Origin of the sequence: Azoarcus sp. DN11 (genome assembly GCF_003628555.1) — a bacterium.
In the GTDB taxonomy this organism is placed as follows: Bacteria; Pseudomonadota; Gammaproteobacteria; order Burkholderiales; family Rhodocyclaceae; genus Aromatoleum.
Genome location: NZ_CP021731.1, coordinates 3,067,396 through 3,086,107, shown reverse-complemented (window position 1 = coordinate 3,086,107; position 18,712 = coordinate 3,067,396). Strand labels below are relative to the sequence as shown.

Here is an 18,712-nt window from a genome sequence, read left to right as displayed (position 1 = left end):
ACCGTTGGCACTCTCGCCGGGACGGCTTCTCTAGCTTTACCGTGGGGCGCTGACCCGGAACTGCCGCGGACGTCAGTGGACGGCTGTGCAGAGACCGCCGCGGATCAACTGCTGCTGCGGATGTTTCGGTTGCGCCGCCGTTGGAGAGGTTGCTTCGCTCGGAAACCTGCCGGACAGCCGACGCGTGCAACTCGGCCACACCGGTCATTGGCCTTTGGATCGGTGTCGGGCGGCAATGCGTTGGTCACCTGCCGCTCAGTTGCTTGCTTCGGTCAACGACCGTTTGTCACTTCAGGCTACAGCCGGACCCGGCCCACTCCAGTCTCTCAGGTCCGCAGGACTTGAACGGCAAGTATCGGAGCCACTAGCCACCCGGTGCGTCGTTCCCATCCCGGGACGTCGGCCTGAACGGTCGTCCGGTCTACGCAAACTGAGTGGCGGGAGTGAGGCCCCGGGCCGACAGCTGCCGCACGGCGCTCAGCGTCGTCGAAGGGAAGGTCTCCGGTTCATCGGACTGGTGGTATGGACCCGTTGTTGCCACTCGCCCAGGATCACATTGACGAGCAGGTTACAAATTGCAGTTGCCGCCAAGCCTCAGCGGCTGGAGCAGGGAAGGCGACTGGTCGGTGAAATGCCATCCTGTTAGACTGATGACGATTTAAGACGACTTTAAGCAACGAGCCGCGCACCGAAGCCATGAACGCTGAACCGTGGGTTACCGCCGAGCAAGTCGCCCAGCATCTGGGTGTCGTGAAGGACACCGTCTACCGCTGGCGGGAACGCAAGGGCCTGCCCGCGCACAAGATCGGCAGACTGTGGAAGTTCCAGCTCTCCGAAGTCGATGAATGGGTGCGCGCGGGCGGCGCCGACGAAGAGAAGGAAAGCCGCATGGGTTCCCATGCGTAATCAGGTGGTTTGCATCGTTTTTCCGGAGGGTGAATGGACAAATGCCAGCTGAGTGAGCGCGACATCTGCACCAAGTTCATTACTCCAGCCATCCAGCAAGCCGGCTGGCAACAGCACCAGTTCCGCGAAGAAGTGAACCTCACCGATGGCCGCGTGATGGTGCGCGGCAAGCTCGCTGCCCGCATCAAGAACCCCGAAGCCAAAGGTGGCCCCAAGCGCGCTGACTTCGTGCTCTACGCTCGCCCCAATGTCCCGATCGCGGTGGTCGAAGCCAAACAGGCGAGGTTTTCTGTCGGCCACGGCATGCAGCAGGCCCTGGCCTATGCCGAGATGCTGGACGCCCCGTTTGCCATCAGCAGCAACGGCGATGGATTCCTGCTGCACGACCGCACGGCCCTGACGCAGCCCATCGAGCGCGAACTCCCGCTCACCGAGTTCCCGTCACTGGACGATCTGTGGCCCCTTTACCAGCAGTGGAAGGGCCTCGCCGAGCCCGCCGCCGTCAAACTCGTCGAGCAACCGTTCCATACCGACGGCAGCGGCAAGGAGCCGCGCTACTACCAGCGCGTGGCCATCAACCGCGCCATCGAAGCCGTCGCCAAGGGCCAGCAGCGAGTGCTCCTGGTCATGGCTACCGGCACCGGCAAAACCTACACCGCGTTCCAGATCATCTGGCGGCTGTGGAAAGCCAAGGCCAAGAAACGCATCCTGTTCCTGGCCGACCGCAACATCCTGGTTGACCAGACCATGCAGCAGGACTTCGCCCCCTTCGGTGAAGTGATGCACAAGGTTACCAACCGCGAGGTTAAGAAGAACTACGAAATCTATCTGGCACTCTATCAGGCGGTGACGGGCAGGGAGGAATGGAAGCAGATCTACCGCCAGTTCCCGGAGGATTTCTTCGATCTGGTGGTGATCGACGAATGCCACCGCGGCAGCGCCGCCGATGATTCCGCCTGGCGCGAGGTGCTCGACTACTTCAGCAGCGCCACGCACCTGGGCCTGACCGCCACGCCGAAGGAAACCAAGGAGGTGAGCAACATCACCTACTTCGGCGACCCGGTCTACACCTATTCACTCAAGCAAGGAATCGAGGACGGCTTTCTCGCCCCCTACAAGGTCATCCGCATCGCCACCGATGTCGACGCAGTGGGCTACACCCCCGAGAAGGGCAAGATCGACAAGCTGGGCCAGGCCGTGGAGCAGCGGCAATACAACACCAAGGATTTCGACCGCAACCTGGTGCTGGAAAAGCGGACCCGGCTGGTGGCCAGCAAGGTGTGGGAATACCTCAAGGCCACCGACCCCATGGCCAAGACCATCGTCTTCTGCGACGACCAGGACCACGCCGAACGCATGCGGCAGGAGCTGGTCAAGATCATCCCGGCCGCCGCCGGCAACCGCCGCTACGTGATGCGCATCACCGGCGACGACAATGAGGGCAAGGCACACCTCTCCTACTTCATCGACAACGACGAGCCGTATCCCGTCATCGCCACCACCTCCAAGCTGCTGACCACCGGCGTCGATGCCAAGACCTGCAAGCTCATCGTGCTGGATCAGAACATCAACTCGATGACCGAGTTCAAGCAGATCATCGGTCGCGGCACGCGGCTACGCGAGGATTACCAGAAGCTCTACTTCACCATCATGGACTTCAAGGGCGCCACGCGCCTGTTCGCCGACCCGGATTTTGACGGCGAGCCCGTGGTGATCTACGAACCCACGCCCGACGAACCCGTGGTGCCGCCCGAGACCATCAATCCGCTTGGGTTTGGCGAGCCCGAGCAGCCGCCCTATGTCCCGGGCAGCGCAGGCGGTGACGACAAGCCGCCCGGCGGCAGTACCGGTGGCGGTGGCGAAGGCCGCACCAAATACGTGATCGATGACGTGAACGTGCGCGTCGCCGTCGAGCGTTCGCAGTACCTCGACGCCGATGGCAAGCTCATCACCGAGGATTACCGCGTCCTGCTCAAGGACGACATCCGACGCGCCCTGCAAGCCGAGTTCGGCAGCCTCACCGAATTCCTGCGCCGCTGGAGCAGCGCGGAGCGCAAGCAAGCGGTGCTGGGGGAGCTGGCCGACCACGGCGTGCCTCTGGACATACTGCAACAGGCCGTGCCGGGCGGCGACGAGCTCGATGCGTTCGATCTGGTTGCCCACGTCGCCTTCGACCAGAAGCCGCTCACCCGCCGTGAGCGAGCCAACAACGTCAAGAAGCGCGATGCGTTCGGCCAGTACGGCGACCAGGCCCGCGCCGTGCTCGAAGCCCTGCTCGACAAGTTCGCGGACCACGGCGTGCAGGACATTGAAGACGCCAAAGTGCTGGAGCTGCCGCCCTTCGACCAGTTCGGCAGCAAAACCCAGATCCGGCGCGGCATCTTCGGCAGCGTCGAGCAATACACCCAGGCCGTGCAGGCACTCGAACAGGCGCTCTACGAACTGCCAGAACAGAAGCAGGCCTGACCCAGCGTCAGGCTGCATGAAACGAGAACATCGCAATGAACCTCAGCAGCACCATCAAATCCATCCAGGACATCATGCGCAAGGACGACGGCGTCGACGGTGACGCTCAGCGCCTGGGCCAGCTCACCTGGATGCTCTTTCTCAAGGTCTTCGACCAGCGCGAACAGGAGTGGGAGGACGACGCCAAAGAGAAGGGCAAAAAGTACAAGTCGCCCTTGCCTGAAGAGTTTCGCTGGCGAAATTGGGCAGCCTACCTGGCTGGTCAGGACGGAAAAACCAAATCTCAGAAGGCTGGGAGTGAGCTGATCCCGTTCGTCAACAACGAACTGTTCCCCAAGCTCAAGGAACTGGACGCCAACGCCAGCCCGCAGCACAAGGTCATCCGCAGCGTTTTTGAAGACGCCAACAACTACATGAAGTCCGGCACCCAGCTGCTGGCCGTGATCGAGAAGCTCGAAGAAGCGATCAACTTCCACGATTTCAAGACCCGCGCCAACCTGGGCGACGTGTACGAGCAATTGCTCAACGACCTGCGCGGCGCCGGCAATGCGGGCGAGTTCTACACCCCACGGGCCATCACCCAGTTCATGGCCGACCGCGTAAGCCCCAGCTTGGCCCAACGCGAAACGATAATGGATCCGGCCTGCGGCACCGGCGGCTTCCTGACCGCCGTGATCGACCACTTCCGCAACCAGCTCTCCACCAAGTCCAGTGCCGCAGACAAGGCCGCCATCGAAACGCTGATCCGCGGTATCGAGAAAAAGCAGCTGCCGCACCTCTTGTGCACCACCAACATGCTGCTGCACGGCATCGATGTGCCCAGCCAGATCGAGCACAAGAATACCCTGGGCATCGGCTGGAACGAATGGAGCGCCCACGGCAAGGTGGACTGCGTCATCACCAACCCCCCCTTCGGCGGCTACGAGGATGATGGCGTCGGCAGTGACTACCCGGCTGACCTGCGCACGCGCGAGACGGCCGACATGTTCATGGCCCTCATCGTCAAGAAGCTCCTGAAGGAAAACGGCCGCGCCGCCGTGGTGCTGCCGGACGGTTTTCTGTTTGGTGACGGCATCAAGGCGACGCTGAAGAAACTGCTGCTGCGCGACTGCAAGCTCCACACCATCGTGCGCCTGCCCAAGGGCGTGTTCGCGCCCTACACCACCATCAAGACCAACCTGCTCTTCTTCACCAAGGGCGCCACGGTGGACGATGGCAGCGAACACTTCCACACCGACACCATCTGGTATTACGAGCACCCCTATCCGCCGGGCTACAAGAGCTACAGCAAGACCAAGCCCATCCGTTTCGAGGAGTTCAAGCCGGAGCAGGATTGGTGGGGCATTGAAGCCAACGACTTTGCCGACCGCGTGGAGAGCGAGTTCGCCTGGAAGGTGGACTTCAAGACCAAGCGTGAGCAGGCCGAAGCCGCCGCGCAGCCGCATTGGGATCGCGCCGAGCAGCTGAGCAACGAAGCCAGCGCGCTGGAAAACCGCGTGCGCGACCTGCGCGACTCCATCAAGGGCGTGAGCGCTGCCAAGCAGCGCCGGCCGGTGGAAGAGGAGATCGACACCCTGCGCACCCAGGCCGAGGGGCTGCGCCTGCAAGCCCGCGACGCCCAAGCCGCCGGCGATCGCCTCTACTGGCCCATCTACAACCTGGACCTGAAAAACCCCAACGCGCCGGAAGAAGAAAGCCACGACCCGGACGTACTGCTGGACAAATACAAGGCCCTGCTTGGCCAGATCGAAGAAACCGAGAACCGCCTGAAGAGCGAACTCGCCGCCGCCTTGGCGCACCACTTCACGACAGAAGAAGCCGATCAATGAAGCAGCCGTCTGCCAAGCCTCAGCCCGCCCAGGCTTCCGGCCACCTTCTGGGTGACATCCGCCAGCTGATCGAGCAAAGCCGCCAGCAACTCGCCAGCGCCGTCAACAGTGCCCTGACCCTGCTGTACTGGCACATCGGCCAGCGCGTCCGCAGCGAAGTGCTCCGGGAAGCGCGGGCCGGCTATGGCGAACAGATTGTCGCGACACTGTCGAGACAATTGGAGGCGGAGTACGGGCGCGGCTTCTCCGAGAAGAACCTGCGCCACATGCTGCGCTTTGCCGAGGCCTTCCCGGAAGTACAGATTGTCTCCGCAGCGCGTAGACAATTGAGCTGGACGCACTTCAGAACCCTGATCTATATCGACGACCCGCTCAAGCGCGACTTCTACTTGCAGATGTGCCAGCAGGAAGGCTGGAGCACCCGCACTCTGCAAGAGAGGCTCGACTCCCAGCTCTTCGAGCGCACCGCGCTTTCCAAGCAGCCCGACGCCCTGCTCGCGCAGGAGCTGGCCAGCCTGAGACAAGACGGCGAGCTGCACCCCGGGCTCGTGCTCAAAGACCCCTACGTGCTGGACTTCCTCGGCTTGCAGGATCGCTACCTGGAAAAGGATCTGGAAGACGCCATCCTGCGCGAGCTGGAGCACTTCCTGCTGGAGCTGGGCGCGGGCTTTTCCTTCGTGGCGCGGCAAAAGCGCATCCAGATCGACCACGACGACTTCTATATCGACCTACTGTTCTACAACCGGCGGCTCAAACGCCTGGTGGCCATCGACCTGAAACTGGGCGACTTCAAGGCCGAATACAAAGGCCAGATGGAGCTCTACCTGCGCTGGCTGGCCAAACACGAACAGGAGCCGGATGAAGCGCCGCCGCTGGGCATCATCCTGTGCAGCGGCAAGAAACGCGAGCAGATCGAGCTGCTGGAGCTGGACGCCAGCGGCATCCACGTCGCCGAATACCTGACCGTGCTGCCGCCCAGGGAAGTGCTGCAAGCCAAGCTGCATGAAGCCATTGCGCTGTCGCGCGCCCGGCTGGAAAACCGTGGCGGGGAGGACGCCTGATGGACGCGCAGCAGTTTTTGGCGGAATTCGGGTATATCGCCAATGCGCCGGGGGGCGTGGCTCGGTTGCGGGAGTTGGTGCTTCAACTCGCGATCTCCGGTCGTTTGGTTGAGCCCGGAATTTCTGCGAAGGCTATCTCTGAATCGCTGGAACTCGCTGCACAGCAGCGCCAGCAGTACGGCAAAGACATGGGGTTGCGCGCAGCTCGGTTACACACGACGATTGTTGGCGCAGCACCCTACGCAATTCCTGCACATTGGCAGTGGGTGCTATTGGAAAACTTGTCCTTGTATATCCAGAGGGGCAAGGGGCCAAAATATGCCGACCGTGGAGACGTGCTAGTTGTTTCGCAAAAGTGCATTCAGTGGTCGGGTTTTGATTCGCGGCAGGCGCGATTTGTCGCCGACGACTCGGTCGCTGGCTATGGGCCAGAGCGGTTCCTGTGCGATGGCGATCTGCTCTGGAACTCAACTGGCACGGGGACGGCCGGCCGGGTAGCGATCTACTCCGATGCATCGGAAAAGCGTTGTGTAGCGGACTCGCACGTCACAGTTATCCGCTTAAGCACAGTGGCCACACCGCGCTATGTATGGTGCGTGATTGCTTCTCCCTGGGTTCAGGCACGCATTCAGCCGACGCATCCAGATTCGCTGGTGTCAGGAACAACTCAGCAGGTTGAATTGGCCACCAGTACTGCGCGGGCACTGCCAATTCCTTGCCCGCCAATCGAAGAACAATCCCGCATCGTCGCCAAAGTCGATGAGCTGATGGCCTTGTGCGACCAGTTGGAGACGCAGCAGCAAAACCGCCGCAAACTGCAAAACGCCCTGCGCCAGTCCACCCTGCAAGCCCTCGCCAGCGCCCAAAGCCCACACGAACTGCAAGACAGCTGGCAACGCCTGCAAGCCAACTTCGGGCGCTTGTTTAGTGAACCGGAGGATGTTCGGCTATTCCGCGATGTGCTCTTCGATCTGGCGCTGCGGGGTGTCCTTTTGCCCGACTCAAAGCTAACCCCAAGCGGCGATTTTTCGGACAAAGAGCGAGGCCCACTTCCCATCGGCTGGGAATGGAAAACACTGTCCGATCTGTCCGAGTACATCACGAGCGGCTCACGAGGCTGGAAGACCTACATGACGGGCGCGGGCGATTCATTCATCCGCTCCCAAGACATTCGGCAGGATGCGTTGATCTTCGACTCTCCGGCTTTCGTCACTTTGCCGGAGCGAGTGGAAGGAAAGAGAACCCTCGTTCGTCCAGGCGACCTTCTGCTCACGATCACCGGTGGAAATGTCGGACGATGCGCAGTCGTTCCAGAGCTGCAAAACAATGCATATGTGAGCCAGCACGTTGCACTGATTCGACTTCAGGAGTCGAGCCTGTCTGAGTTCATTCACTTCTGGATGATCAACGCTTTCGGCGGACGAGCTTTCCTGGCCCGATACATTTACGGGGACAAGCCTGGCTTGAACCTTGCTCAGGTGGGTAGTGTCCCGATTCCAGTTCCGCCAGCGCCTGTTCTTCCCGAGATACTGACGAGCTTGCGCAGGTATCAGCAACTGTGCGATGGCCTAGCGAAACAACTCGATGCCAAACGCGAAGTTGCGACAAGACTCTGCACCGCCGCTGTCGCCGCCCTCACCGGCATTTCCATCGAACAAGAAGAGGAAGCCCCCGTGAAAGCCCCGCAAACCGAGCTGATCGCACCGCTGCGTTTGGGCACCCCGCCCGACGTGAAAGCCCAGGCCCCGCTGGCCACGCTCCTTGTGCGTCACAACGGCGAGATGTCGGCGCGCGACCTGTGGCAGCGCTTCGGCGGCGAGATCGATGCCTTCTACGCGCAACTCAAGACGGAAGTGGCGCACGGCTGGATTGCCGAGCCTGCGGTGGCCGAGGTGCGCGAAAAGTCCACCGCAGCGGCAGGGGCCTGAGCATGCAGCTGCGGCACTTGGCCATTCCGCACTTTCGCAATCTGCGGGACGTGGTGATGGACTTCGCGACGCAGCTCTCGCCCATGCCAGGCGCGGCTGCCGATGCGCCGCCCAAGTCCATCCGCAGCCATGCACTGATCGGCCAGAACGGCACCGGCAAGTCCAACCTGATCGAAGCGCTGATCACCATCTTCCGCGACGTGGATCTCGACCGCGATGCCGCGCTCGACTACACGCTGGAATACGAGATCCGGGGCCACACGGTGCGCCTCCAGGCCGACACCGCCAAACAGAAGCGGCCCTTCGTCTGGGTGGATGGTAAGAGCGAGTCGCAAGGCCATTTGCTGAAGAACCGCGAGCTGCTGCCCTCGCACATCTTTGCCTACTACTCCGGTCGCAACGAGCGCATCGAGGCCTTGTTCCAGGAGCACCAGCGCCGTTTCAACCAGCGCCAGGAGATTACGACCGACGAGGTGTTGCCCGAGCAGCTGTTGGAAAATTTCACCGCCAGCGAGGCGGACATCCGCGCCCTGGAAGAGGCCAAACGCCGCCGCGAAGCACGGCTGAAGCAGGCCGGCGACGACCGCCTGCGCCGGCTGTTCTACTGCCGCGGCGGCCACAGCCAGCTGGTGCTGCTGGCCTGCCTGCTGTCGGATGACCCGGTATTCCAGAAGGTGCTGAAGAACCTGCACATCGAGTCGCTGGAATCCGCGCTGTTCGTGCTGAAGGAGCCGCACCGCCTGCGCGAAAAGCGCCGAGGCGGCAAGTTCGACGAGAACGAGCTGAACGAGGGCGACCCGCGCTTCTGGTATGCGCGCGGCAATGTGGTCAGCGAGTTCCTCGACAAGCTGTGGCAGGTGGCGTGGGCACCCATCGAGCAGGAGGCCACCAAGCAGATCGATTTTCGCGGCCGTACCGAGAAGCAGAAACAGCTTTACCTGTTCGTGCCCAGCCACGCCAAGCTCAAGCAGCTGGGCGAACTGGTGGGCGGCACCGACAGCTTCTTCCGCTACGCCGAAGGCGCCTACATCGGTGACCTGATCGACGAGGTGCGCATCACGGTGAAGAAGCGCGAGGTTGGCGATGGGCACGACGGCAAGGTGAGCTTCACCCAGCTCTCCGAAGGCGAGCTGCAAATGCTCACTGTGCTGGGCCTGATGCGCATCACCCGCGAAGACCACTGCCTGTTCCTGCTCGACGAGCCGGATACGCACCTGAACCCGATCTGGAAGCTGCGCTACTTCGACGACATCGAAGGTGTGTTGGAACACCAGTCGGATAGCTCTCTGTCGGGACAGCTGGTGCTTAGCTCATCCACTTACGAAGTGCAGTCGCAAGTACTGATCACCACCCATGACCCGATGATGGTGGGCAGCCTCAAGCGCGAGCAGGTGCACATCCTGCGCCGGCAGGGCCCGCGTACCGTGGTGGAGGTGCCCGACGAGCACCCGCAGGGCATGGGCGTGACCGGACTGCTCAAGAGCGATCTGTTTGGCCTGTCATCCACGCTGGACATCGAAACGGAGCGGCGCCTGTTCCGCCGCAACGAGTTGTTCGTGAAGTTGCCCCGCACGGCAGAGGAAGACGCCGAGCTTTCCCGCCTTTCGGCCGAGTTGGCTGACCTGGGTTTTTCCACGGCCGATTTTCGCGACCCCGATTACGCGTTGTTCGTGCGCAAGATGGCGCAGCACCGCAAGTTCCGCAAACCGACGCTCACCCCCGAGGAGCAGGCCGAGCAGGACCGCATCGCCGACGACATCATCGGTGAAATCTTGCGAGAGGAGGGGGGCGAGTGATCTTTATCGATCTGGAGAACAAGAAGCCGACAGACACCAACATCCCGGGCTGGACACCGTGGACGCAGGCGCAATGGGACGCCTGGCTGGCAAAGTCCAAGCAGCTCGTTGCCGACATGGCGGCACTGGAAGCCGCTGGCAAGCGCGATGAGCGCAATGCGCTGATTGACGCCAATAGCGGGCACTGGGGAGCCCTGAAAGACTGGCTGTTGGCGCTGTCCGGCGGCAAGTGTTGGTTTTCCGAGGTGCGAGAGCTGTATTCGCACTACGACGTAGAGCATTTCCGGCCCAAGAAAGAAGCCAAGACGCTGGATGGCGGGGAACGCGATGGCTACTGGTGGCTGGCCTTCGATTACATGAATTTCCGGGCGTGCGGCAACGTGGGGAATCGCAAAAAGGGCGGCTGGTTTCCGTTGCAGCAAGGCTCGCTGTGTTCGACCTACGCCGCGCCTTGCGAAGAGTCGGAGGCTCGTTACCTGCTAGACCCCATTGACGATGACGATGTCTCTTTGATCGCCTTTGACGAGGAGGGCAAGGTCATCCCTGCGCCAGGTGCATCAAACTGGGAGGAGCAGCGTGTTCAAGAAACGGTCAAGCGCCTGAAGCTCAACGAGCACGTCCCCCTCGCCGAAGCACGCCGCAAGGTCTGGCAAACGGTGGATGGCTTGATCGAGGATTTCCACAAGGCCAAGGCACGCTGCGGCGCAGGGAATAACCCGGTAGCCAAAGCCAAGTTGACGGAGGTACGTGGCCGCATTCGCGAAATGACAGATCCGGCCGCCGAGCTGTCCGCAGTGGCGCGCTGGTGCCTGCTGCTGCGCAATGATCCACAGCTCTCGAGATTGGTGGGCTGAGATCGATGATTACCGACCTCCAAGCCCCCCCAACCCGGCGAATTCCTGCTCTACGAGACCGAGTACGGCCGCACCGCGTGGAATGCCGGTTTGCTGAAGACACTATTTGGCTGCTGTAAGGCAGGTTACCGACACATCGCTGGATAGAGCGGATAGGGGATGCGAATGGATCAATGCATTGTCGCTTCGCGCGGCAAGTCGCGGTGCGTGTTGAGCGATCGATGCTTGACGCCGCAGGGTGGCGGTCTCGATGACGACACGTACACGTATGGCTCCCTCCGTGATAATTGACGCTGCACCGGAAGGGCTGGCGCGCAGTGCCAGCCTGTCGGTCGACGTGTCCATTCAGATTCGCGCCGGCTCGACGATCGTGTGCTGTCGGGGCGCGAGAAATGCATCGTGAAATAGTGCCGGTGGCAGGCTTTCACCAAGCAGGTAGCCCTGGACCATGTCGCAGCCCATGATGCGCAGGAGTTCGTGTTGCGCCGGCGTCTCGACGCCTTCCACAATGACGACCAGATCCAGTTCATGGGCGAGCGATATGATGTTTCGCACAATTGCCGAATCCGCGCGGTCGGCGAGATCGACGACGAAGCTTCGGTCGATCTTCAGGATGCGGACCGGCATGCGCTTGAGGTAGCTCAGCGAGGAGTAGCCGGTGCCGAAGTCGTCGATGGCCAGCCGTATGCCCAGATGCGCGAGGCGGGCGACGTTCTCCCGCGCGCGATCGTTGGCGCGCATGCAAATGCTCTCGGTTATTTCGACGACCAGGTCATCGGGCCGTAGGTCGAATCGTTCGAGTGCATTGGCGACCGTGTCGGCGATGTCGCGCCGGCGCAATTGCTCGACCGAGAAGTTGACCGCGACCCGCAGGTCATGGCCGGCGGCGTGCCACGCGTGAAGCTGCGCACACGCGGTCTCAAGCACCCATTGTCCGATCTTGCCGATCAGTCCTTGGTCTTCCGCGACCGGGATGAAGGTGTTGGGGCGGATCATGCCGAGTTGGGGGTGCTGCCAGCGGATCAGCGCCTCGGCCGCCACCATGCGGCCAGTGCTTGCGTCGATCTCGGGCTGGTAGTGAAGGACGAATTCGTCATGCTCGACGGCGTGTCGGAGGTCTCGCCCGATCCGAAGGCGCGAGCGAGCCGTCGCGTCCGTGGCTTGATGGAACCGGCGCGCGGGCCGGACGCTGCGCCGTCGGTTCCAATTCCACCCATGCGGGTGTTCCGGGGGATTGCGTGTCGTTTGCATTGTTCCTCTCCGTGTCTCGGTTGCCGGTGGCCGAAAAATGTCTCGGCCGTGGTTCTTGGCTTTTCGACGTGTCGCAGCCAGGCACGGGCGTGGAGGCGGGCGGACACCGATCGCGAAAGCGGAGCGACGCCAGGCGCGGGACGCCTGGACACTGTGCCGGCATGCGCCGGCCGCGAGGGATCCAACGAGACGAGGCAACCCGCCTAGGCGAGTCGCTCAGACAGCAGTGAAGGGAAAGCAAGACGCGAAGCTGCTTCGAAGGGTCGAAGAGGCGTCGCTTAGCGAGGGGAGCGAGAGCAGGAAATGTCGACTGGACGGCTTTACGATAGTGCGTCAGTCGAATATCGGCAAGGCATTATTGCGGCATGCTGGCTGCGCGGGCGGTGTTGAGCGTTCCGGGCCAAATCTGCCCGGAACGCCGCTTTCTGGTTAGAACGGTAGCTCTTCTTCGGCGATAGAGCCGGTGGGGCGCAGCAAGAGATGCTCATGGAACCAGCGCTGGTACTTTGCGAGCTCGTTTGCGAAGTAAGCGGAGCCGGGAAACACGAGTAGCAGCTCCTGGTAATGTGCGATGCGTTCGCGAAAACGGTCCTCCCAGTGGGCAAATGGAAGGTAGGCTTGGGGATCCTGCCCCGGCCTGTTTGCGGGTTCGTCGTGCCACATTTGGCGATCTCCCGGAGGGTAGGTGCTGGACGGGAGAACGCACGAGCCGCGACCGGGACGTGGATCATCCCGGAGGGAAAGTTGGATGCAACTGGGACGAAGACCCCGGGCTGATGCCGTACCTGTTTCAGGGGCTGACAGGTCGCGCGGCTACGAGGAGCCGGTGCTGGAGAATGTCATCCAATTGTGGTTCATGCCAGGCTGGCATTCAAGGATTAAGGATGGTCGGGGGGCGAGGGCGGCCTTTCTCGGAAAGGGTTGGTGATTCGTGGACCTCGCCGCGCCGGTCAGTTAGGCGTACCAGGGTCTGACCGGATGCGCGCGTTGGACGGGCTGGTGTGATTCGAGCAGCTGACATGCACGCAGCCCTCTGTGTGGGTCGGCTCTTCGGTACAAGGGGGGAGCTGCGTCGAACCCATGCCGTTCATACGCTCTTGCGCGGCGCGGAACATGCTGGCCTTGCGTGCCTCGACCACGGCCTGCCGCGCTCGCTCGTCGGCCGCGCGCTGCGCCTCGTGTTTCGCCGCCCGGGCCCCCAGTTCGGCGAGGTGGGCCCGGAGGCGCTTGAGGCCGCGCGTCGCGGTCTCGCGGGCATCCTCCGGAACGTGGGCGATCAGCTTTGCGTCGTCGCCGCCGATGAGCGACGCCATCACCGGGTCGCCGTCTGCCGGCGCGGGCAGCAGGGGCTGGACGGCCTCCTGCGTGATCCGCCCCGCCACGACGGCCGCAGAGAGGGTCGCCGCGCGCCGTCGCGGGTCATTGCCGAGCGACGCCCACCACCGGCATGGCACCCTCGCCTCGCGCGCCTCGCGCACCAGACGCTCGTACGCCTGGCAGAACGCCATGCGCGCCGCTACCTTGTCGCGCGCATCAAGGAGCGGTCTGGCCACCGCCAGTGCCTGCGTGATCTCGTCGGTCCATACCACGGTCGCGGCGTCGTCGTCCGCGGAAAGGGCGGTCGCCCACGCCTCCTCCGCGCCAGGGCGACTATCGAGCTCCGCGATCCGCTCGAGCACGGCGGCCATGGTCAGGCGGCCCTTCAGTTCCTTGCGGCAACGCTCCAGGGCGCGCAGTACGTCGGCGTCGGGGTAGGCCGACAGGTCCGCATCCATGACCTTCAGTGCCGCCGCGGACAGCTCGGTCCCGGTCAATTCAGCCGTCATGGCAATGGCCTTCAGCGTGTTCGCGCTCACAGTGACTCTCCTCGTTCGGCCAGCACCTCGGCGAGGGCGGCCATGGTGGTGCCGGCTCTGTCGGACTGGCGCGCCTTGCCGGCGGTCATGAGCCTTCCCGTCACCCACTCGGTGCGCAACTTCTCGGCGTCGCTCAGCAGGCAGCCGAAGTCGTGCATGCGGCCAACGTAGTAGCTCCCCGGGTGCTGCACGAACCACGCGGCAATCAAGGGTGATTCGTCGTAGCCGATGCGCTGCACGAACTGCTTCACCTGCGAACTGACCTTCTGGTTTCGAACTGGGGCGGCGCCGTAGCGGTCTGCATAGGCGTTCCGGTAGGCCGCCCATGTCGCCCGACACGCGGACTGCAGCGCGGTCTCACCGGGCGGGGCTTGCTGGGGGGCTGGCGCCTTGGCGACAGCAGTGAGGCGTTCTGGCTCCGAACACGGCGCCGTCCCCCTGACGGTTAACTGGTGGTTCATTGGTGGTTCACTGACGGTTTGGCTCCCACTGGTGGGAGGCGTCTCGGGACACCCGTGGGAGGCCTCCCCTCCCATGGGCGGGAGCCCTCCGCACCCCTGGGTGGGAGGGGTGACATCGACGGGAGGGGTGACATTGGTGGGAGGGGTGACATCGGCGGGAGGGGTGACACCCACGGGAGCCGTCTTTCGGGCTGCCGCCCCGTCCGCCAACCCCTTTAGCTTCGCGACGTTGAGCTGATACTGCTTGGTGGTGCCGGGCGCGCCACCATTGGCATGCCCGACCACCTTGAGGTATCCCGCCTCTTCAAAGCCGTGAATGATCCTGCGGGCCTGCTTTTCCGACACACGGATCTTTTCCGCAACAGCTTTCATCGACGGGTGGAGGCTCCCGCCCTCGTCATTGCACCAGTCGGCGAGGGCGAGCATTGCCAGCATCTCGCTTCCGGACGCAGGGAAGCCTTCCCACACGAGGGACATGACCTTGATGCTCACGAAGACGCTACCTCACCCGCGCGGGCCGTGGGTCGAGGAGGACAGCGCATCTCTTGATCGGCGTGAATCAAGCCGTCGAATTGACGCCCGGGATATGCTGCCTGTGATTCCTCCATGTGCTTTCCTCGCTGGCATTCGTGGTCCGAGATGGTCGATACATGCCAAGGCAGTCCGATGGCGATTGCATCGGCCGCGGGGCGGGGCATCAGGACGGGTCGAGGTCAGAGCGGCGGGAGGCGCCGGTCGACGAGCAAGGAAATGCGCGAGTGCCGCGCGAAGCGAGAGATCAAGAGCGTCCCCGCCGGGTCTCGAGTGGCGGCATTGCGCCTTCGAGACAGCACAAAAATACCGGCCAGACCGTGGTTTGGCAAGTGCAGGGGAATTCGCTGGCGAATTCCCCTGACAGATCGACGCCACGGCTATGGTGGCCGCAGGATAGGCAAGACTACAGGAGCCCCCGCTGGGCGAAGGACACGTCCCCAGCGCCGGCGATGACGAAGTGGTCGAGCACCTGCACATCGACCGTGGCGAGTGCCTCCCTCAGTCGCCGGGTCAGGAGTTCATCGGCCGTCGAAGGCTCCGACGCGCCCGACGGGTGCTGGTGTGAAAAGATTACGCCGGCTGCACGAAGCTCAAGCGCTCGGCGCACGATCTCGCGGGGATAGACGCTGGTCTGGGTCAGCGTGCCGCGAAACGCCTCTTCGGCGCGGATAAGGTGGTTTCGGGCATTGAGGTACAGCACCACGAAGACCTCGTACGGCAGCCCCTCGAAGAACGTCCGGAGGAACTGCCTGACGACATCAGGCGAGTCGAGAACGTTCCGGGTTGTCAGTTGCTCGGCGAAGCTGCGGTGCAGAACCTCGATCGCGCAGGCGAGCGCCTCCCATGCCGGGGTGCGCGGCTCCCGGGCAAGTTCGACGATCTTGCTCCAGGATCCATCGCAGTGCTCCCAGATGTCCTCGGCTTCGGGGCCGAAGAAGCGCTCGAGCAGTGCTGCATCCGCAAGGGACGTTTGAGAGGAAAAGAAGGACAACATCGGCGTCTCCTTGGAGAAATGCGGGGAGCGCCGTGTTCCCGCGGGAAAACAACTCCCCACGGGATTGACGAGAAACTGATCCTTGACCCCGAGCCCGAAGGCCGTTCCGGTTACAGGGGCTGACCGGACGCAACGCAGCCGCGCGGCTGGGCGTTGAAGACATGCTAGTTGGCGCGTCGCACGATTTCAATGTCAGACGGCACCCCTTGTGGCAGTGCGCGGCCTCTCCGAGCTCACGCCAATGCGAATCGCGCCGGCGCCAACCCGCTTGTCCACAGAAACTGGGGATAGATCTGTGGATAAGCAGCGAAGGTTCTTTGCTGTCATGGGTATAGCGCACAGTTCGACAAAGGTGCGAATGTGCCGAAATGTCGTTAGCCAGGAATTGAACCTCGGCCGTTGCAGGACGGGCACAGCTGGAATTCTCTGCTCGTCTCGACGCCGTATCCGTGACATGCCCGGCAGGTGTCGGTGCCGAACCGCGGATCGTCGGTCGAGGAGCACCGGTCGCGACCGGTGCCACCGCACGAGTGGCAAGTGCGCTCTCTCGCTACCTGGGTCTCGCCCGCACCGCGGCAGTGCGGGCAGGGGTGTTCGTCGTCGAGCATGGCGAGGCTCCAGACGGTTAGAAGGTGTTGTCGAGGCTTGAGCGGATCTTGGCTGGCAGATCCTGCCAGCCGGCCGGGTCATCGGTGGTGACGCAATACTGGCCGGTGACGCGGGTGCCGGAGCCGTCGCGGGCGAGGTCGAGTCGCAGCTTGTACTGGCGCTGGCCGTTGGCCACGTCGGGCGAATGCACTACCTGTTCGAGGCGATATAGGGCGCCGGGAGTGGTTTCGTGGAGATAACCCGCGATATAGAGTCCCGCCTCGCCGGTTCCTGATTGAACCTTGGCCTGGTTCGGAGTAACGAAGCTGTACCGGCTCATCACTCGCGCATAAGTTGAATCGACGTCTTGGACGGAGCGTGTGGAGAATGGGTTGCACTCCACGTTCTTGCGCCAGTTCCGATAGATCCTCTTGCCGAGGGTATCTTCGGGCGAGTCGGGATTCGTCATGGTCGGTGCGCTCTGGTTCGACTGCTGTCGCATTCGCTCGCGCGTTTCGTCGGCCTCGCGTTTGGCTTGCTCCTCGCAGGCCTTGCGATCGTTAGCGCCCATGCACTTGGCGCCGAAGATCAGGCCGTCGAGCACGTCGGCGCGAGCGGGCTGCAGGGCCGCCACCAGAAGGAGGGCGGCCAGGTATGGCGTTCGTTTCATCATCGCCTCCATGGAAGTCATCAGACCTACATCATGATGAGCAGCACAATCCATGTCAGAACAATAGCGCGACCGACGTCGACCGCGAGATCCCGCTTTGTATCAAATCCCTCCGACAGGCCGCGCCACTTGGCGACGACGACCCATGCGATCCAGGTAACGAGGGCCATTGCCGCAATTCCGACCAGCAACTGCCGGACCTGCCCCATCTGGTAGCCGGTGGCGCCGAAGAAGCCTTGGGCGGCGGAGGTGTAGCCGGAGCTCGTGCCCTTCAGCAAGGCGGCGGAGCCTGTCCCAGCCGACGGCTTCAAGGGGGCAGGGGTATGGACATAGCCGCCAGGCGAGCCGCTTGTGGGTGTGGCGGTGAGGACCTCGGCGTAGCTCGGGGGCGTGAAGGCCAGCGTATAGCCGGCAAACTGCCGCAGGTAGGAGACGAGCTTGGTGCCGTTGCCGTCGGCCGGATCGGTTGCTCCACCCGATTTCAGCCACTCCCCCACGGTGCCAGCGCCGATGAGGTGTGCCGCAGCGACGAGACCCGACGCGGTGATGGGGATGCCATGGATCGTCGTCCCCAGGTAGCTTTCGGCGCCATGGACTTTCATGAGGGTGTTCCACACCTGCTCGTGGTAGGCGGTTACCGCCCGGACCTGGGCGTCGGGATTCGCGAGAAGATCGGCCAGCGAATTGACCCCGTACTTACCGGTGAAGCGGCCTGCCCAGTCGTTGGTCTTCGGTGTGCCGTCGCCCGCGTAGAGGCCTGCGTCCTGCAGGGCGGCTTCACCGAACTGAAAGAGGCCGACGTAACCGAACTGGTTGGTGACCTCTGGGTTCATCCTGCTCTCCCGCTGCCCCAACGCCTTGAGGAAATCAGTGTAGGCCACGCCAGCCCAGACGAGGCTGGCCAGCAGAAACAGGACGAATGCGAACCGCAGACGGGTGTTCATGTCACGCCTCCTATTGGCTTGGGCACGGTGTCCCGTCGGGCCTGATGGAGCGCGCGTACCCGTACGCACCGTCCGCGGCGAGGCGCCACACCCCTTGGCACAACCCACGGCCGCCAACGGCTAGGTCGTGCCACCCCTGGGTCGTCGTTGGCAGCACGCGGTAGGCGGCCGCCATGACGTCGAGACGCGGGCTCCAGCGCCCGTCGAGGCGCTTGGCGAACAGCCAGACGCTGCTGCCCGTCATACCCGACGTGCAGGTATTGCCGGCGACGACGAAGACCTCGGGGCTGCCGTCGCCGTTCAGGTCTTCGAGGGTCACCTCGGGATGCATCGCCGTTTCGCAGCCTGGGAGGCTGCTCACGATGACGCCGTTGCGCAGGGCGAGAGGCGTGAGGGCTGCGAGCTCGGCCCGGTCTGTTTGAGACAACGCGGCAGGCGGCACCACGGCGAAGAGCGCGGCGGCAAGGGTCTGTAACTCGCCGTGCGACGTGTCTGCGGCCAGCGGCACGCCCGAATAGGCGAGGGCAAGGCCGATGGCAAGCTCCTGCGGGAGGTTGATTCTCTGATTCATGGT

15 protein-coding genes are annotated in these 18,712 nt (G+C 63.1%); 7 read left to right on the top strand and 8 right to left on the bottom strand.

The window, feature by feature from the left end; all coding sequences use genetic code 11:
• Positions 1 to 696: 696 nt before the first annotated feature.
• From CDA09_RS14185 to CDA09_RS14155, 7 genes are read left to right on the top strand one after another with little or no spacing between them, the layout of a single operon-like run.
• Entirely contained in the window at positions 697 to 906 is a 210-nt protein-coding gene (locus CDA09_RS14185) for a helix-turn-helix domain-containing protein (RefSeq protein WP_121429247.1), read from the top strand.
• Positions 907 to 939: 33 nt separating this feature from the next.
• On the top strand, positions 940 to 3,372 hold the full coding sequence (gene hsdR, locus CDA09_RS14180) for an EcoAI/FtnUII family type I restriction enzme subunit R (protein ID WP_121429246.1): 2,433 nt from the start codon (positions 940 to 942) through the stop codon (positions 3,370 to 3,372).
• A 35-nt stretch (positions 3,373 to 3,407) separates the two neighbouring features.
• Positions 3,408 to 5,201: a type I restriction-modification system subunit M gene (locus CDA09_RS14175; RefSeq protein WP_121429245.1), complete on the top strand. Its 1,794-nt coding sequence runs from the start codon at positions 3,408 to 3,410 to the stop codon at positions 5,199 to 5,201.
• Positions 5,198 to 6,262 carry a PDDEXK nuclease domain-containing protein gene (locus CDA09_RS14170; protein WP_121429244.1) on the top strand — a complete coding sequence of 355 codons (1,065 nt, stop codon included), beginning with the start codon at positions 5,198 to 5,200 and terminating at the stop codon, positions 6,260 to 6,262. Before CDA09_RS14175 ends, CDA09_RS14170 begins: the two co-directional genes overlap by 4 nt.
• Positions 6,262 to 8,190 carry a restriction endonuclease subunit S gene (locus CDA09_RS23525; RefSeq protein WP_217351249.1) on the top strand — a complete coding sequence of 643 codons (1,929 nt, stop codon included), beginning with the start codon at positions 6,262 to 6,264 and terminating at the stop codon, positions 8,188 to 8,190. Before CDA09_RS14170 ends, CDA09_RS23525 begins: the two co-directional genes overlap by 1 nt.
• 2 nt (positions 8,191 to 8,192) lie before the next feature.
• The gene (locus tag CDA09_RS14160; protein ID WP_121429243.1) at positions 8,193 to 9,986 is read left to right on the top strand and encodes an AAA family ATPase; all 1,794 of its coding nucleotides are present in this window, start codon (positions 8,193 to 8,195) and stop codon (positions 9,984 to 9,986) included.
• Positions 9,983 to 10,840: an HNH endonuclease family protein gene (locus tag CDA09_RS14155; protein WP_121429242.1), complete on the top strand. Its 858-nt coding sequence runs from the start codon at positions 9,983 to 9,985 to the stop codon at positions 10,838 to 10,840. The genes CDA09_RS14160 and CDA09_RS14155 overlap by 4 nt, the downstream gene beginning before the upstream one ends.
• A 345-nt stretch (positions 10,841 to 11,185) precedes the next feature.
• Here the strand turns inward: CDA09_RS14155 and CDA09_RS14150 are convergent, their stop codons facing one another.
• The 8 genes from CDA09_RS14150 to CDA09_RS14110 all read right to left on the bottom strand — a co-directional run bounded on the left by CDA09_RS14150 (position 11,186) and on the right by CDA09_RS14110 (position 18,709).
• Positions 11,186 to 12,091, bottom strand: coding sequence for a putative bifunctional diguanylate cyclase/phosphodiesterase (locus tag CDA09_RS14150; protein WP_121429241.1), 906 nt, complete (start codon positions 12,089 to 12,091; stop codon positions 11,186 to 11,188).
• A gap of 429 nt (positions 12,092 to 12,520) precedes the next feature.
• Positions 12,521 to 12,754: a hypothetical protein gene (locus CDA09_RS14145; RefSeq protein ID WP_121429240.1), complete on the bottom strand. Its 234-nt coding sequence runs from the start codon at positions 12,752 to 12,754 to the stop codon at positions 12,521 to 12,523.
• Positions 12,755 to 13,041: 287 nt separating this feature from the next.
• Positions 13,042 to 13,947, bottom strand: a complete 906-nt coding sequence (locus CDA09_RS14140; protein WP_121429239.1) for a serine/threonine-protein kinase — start codon at positions 13,945 to 13,947, stop codon at positions 13,042 to 13,044.
• The gene (locus CDA09_RS14135; RefSeq protein WP_128106572.1) at positions 13,944 to 14,900 is read right to left on the bottom strand and encodes a helix-turn-helix domain-containing protein; all 957 of its coding nucleotides are present in this window, start codon (positions 14,898 to 14,900) and stop codon (positions 13,944 to 13,946) included. The genes CDA09_RS14140 and CDA09_RS14135 overlap by 4 nt, the downstream gene beginning before the upstream one ends.
• A gap of 445 nt (positions 14,901 to 15,345) precedes the next feature.
• Positions 15,346 to 15,936, bottom strand: a complete 591-nt coding sequence (locus CDA09_RS14130; protein WP_121429237.1) for a JAB domain-containing protein — start codon at positions 15,934 to 15,936, stop codon at positions 15,346 to 15,348.
• A gap of 625 nt (positions 15,937 to 16,561) precedes the next feature.
• Positions 16,562 to 17,215, bottom strand: coding sequence for a hypothetical protein (locus CDA09_RS14120; protein ID WP_286164143.1), 654 nt, complete (start codon positions 17,213 to 17,215; stop codon positions 16,562 to 16,564).
• 5 nt (positions 17,216 to 17,220) lie between these two features.
• Positions 17,221 to 18,138 (bottom strand): transglycosylase SLT domain-containing protein, encoded by a 918-nt coding sequence (locus CDA09_RS14115; RefSeq protein ID WP_121429235.1) that lies wholly within the window; start codon positions 18,136 to 18,138, stop codon positions 17,221 to 17,223.
• Between the two features lie 10 nt (positions 18,139 to 18,148).
• Positions 18,149 to 18,709 (bottom strand): hypothetical protein, encoded by a 561-nt coding sequence (locus CDA09_RS14110; RefSeq protein ID WP_121429234.1) that lies wholly within the window; start codon positions 18,707 to 18,709, stop codon positions 18,149 to 18,151.
• Positions 18,710 to 18,712 lie beyond the last annotated feature (3 nt).